The 1,190-nt window shown below is 47.6% G+C and carries 10 tRNA genes and 1 rRNA gene; all 11 read right to left on the bottom strand.

Annotated features, from left to right (window positions below):
- Window positions 1-103: 103 nt before the first annotated feature.
- A tRNA-Pro gene (locus KNP75_RS15600) sits at window positions 104-180 on the bottom strand.
- A gap of 7 nt (window positions 181-187) precedes the next feature.
- Window positions 188-264 (bottom strand) — tRNA-Arg (locus KNP75_RS15595).
- Window positions 265-269: 5 nt separating this feature from the next.
- Window positions 270-354 (bottom strand) — tRNA-Leu (locus KNP75_RS15590).
- Between the two features lie 7 nt (window positions 355-361).
- Window positions 362-436 (bottom strand) — tRNA-Gly (locus KNP75_RS15585).
- Window positions 437-457: 21 nt separating this feature from the next.
- Window positions 458-538, bottom strand: a tRNA-Leu gene (locus KNP75_RS15580).
- A 33-nt stretch (window positions 539-571) separates the two neighbouring features.
- A tRNA-Lys gene (locus KNP75_RS15575) sits at window positions 572-647 on the bottom strand.
- 15 nt (window positions 648-662) lie between these two features.
- Window positions 663-738: transfer RNA gene (locus KNP75_RS15570), tRNA-His, on the bottom strand.
- 11 nt (window positions 739-749) lie between these two features.
- Window positions 750-825 (bottom strand) — tRNA-Thr (locus tag KNP75_RS15565).
- 8 nt (window positions 826-833) lie between these two features.
- Window positions 834-909 (bottom strand) — tRNA-Phe (locus KNP75_RS15560).
- A gap of 24 nt (window positions 910-933) precedes the next feature.
- Window positions 934-1,009: transfer RNA gene (locus tag KNP75_RS15555), tRNA-Asp, on the bottom strand.
- 83 nt (window positions 1,010-1,092) lie between these two features.
- Window positions 1,093-1,190 (bottom strand): 5S ribosomal RNA (rrf, locus tag KNP75_RS15550); the annotation flags it as partial.

Here is a 1,190-nt window from a genome sequence, read left to right as displayed (position 1 = left end):
TGATATAGCTCTTTAAAAATGACGAAGCTTGCGCTTCATTCAAAAATTGTAAAACATTTTTGCCTCATCGTTCAGTTTTCAAAGACCAAATTGAATTAAGAAATGGTCGGGAAGACAGGATTCGAACCTGCGACCCCTTGGTCCCAAACCAAGTGCTCTACCAAGCTGAGCTACTTCCCGTTATAAATGGTGCACCCTGAGAGATTCGAACTCCCGGCCTTTAGATTCGTAGTCTAACGCTCTATCCAGCTGAGCTAAGGGTGCATTAATGCGGTCGAGAGGACTTGAACCTCCACGGTGTTAACCACCACTAGGCCCTCAACCTAGCGCGTCTACCGATTCCGCCACGACCGCATATAATTGGAGCGGAAGACGGGATTCGAACCCGCGACCCCGACCTTGGCAAGGTCGTATTCTACCACTGAACTACTTCCGCAATATAAAGTTAGATTAGAGATGCGGGTGAAGGGACTCGAACCCCCACGTCAAAGACACTAGATCCTAAGTCTAGCGCGTCTACCAATTCCGCCACACCCGCATATAATATTTAAGTATAGAAATTAATGAGAAATGGTGAGCCATGCAGGGCTCGAACCTGCGACCCTCTGATTAAAAGTCAGATGCTCTACCAACTGAGCTAATGGCTCATTAATTTTTTAAAATGGGGCGGCTGAAGGGAATTGAACCCTCGAATGCCGGAATCACAATCCGGTGCGTTAACCACTTCGCCACAACCGCCATGAGAAAAATGGTGCCGGCGAAAGGATTCGAACCCTCGACCCTCTGATTACAAGTCAGATGCTCTACCAACTGAGCTACACCGGCGCTGTAAATGGTGGCTTTGGACGGAATCGAACCGCCGACACAAGGATTTTCAGTCCTTTGCTCTACCAACTGAGCTACAAAGCCAACTTATTAAGTTTAAATAAAAAATGGCGGTCCCGACGGGATTCGAACCCGCGATCTTCTGCGTGACAGGCAGACATGTTAACCACTACACCACGGGACCGTTTTAAATAATTATTGTATCGACTTTACCTATTTTAAATGTCATCGAGAGTAAAGTCAATAATTTTTTCAAAAAAACAATCAGCCTGGCAGCGTCCTATCCTCACAGGGGGAGACCCCCAACTACTTTCGGCGCTGAAGCGCTTAACTTCCGTGTTCGGCATGGGAACGGGTGTGGCCGC

Source organism: Exiguobacterium sp. s6, assembly GCF_018618155.1.
Lineage (GTDB): Bacteria > Bacillota > Bacilli > Exiguobacteriales > Exiguobacteriaceae > Exiguobacterium > Exiguobacterium mexicanum_A.
Note: the sequence above shows the minus strand (reverse complement) of the source record. Positions and strands in the feature narration are given on the sequence as shown.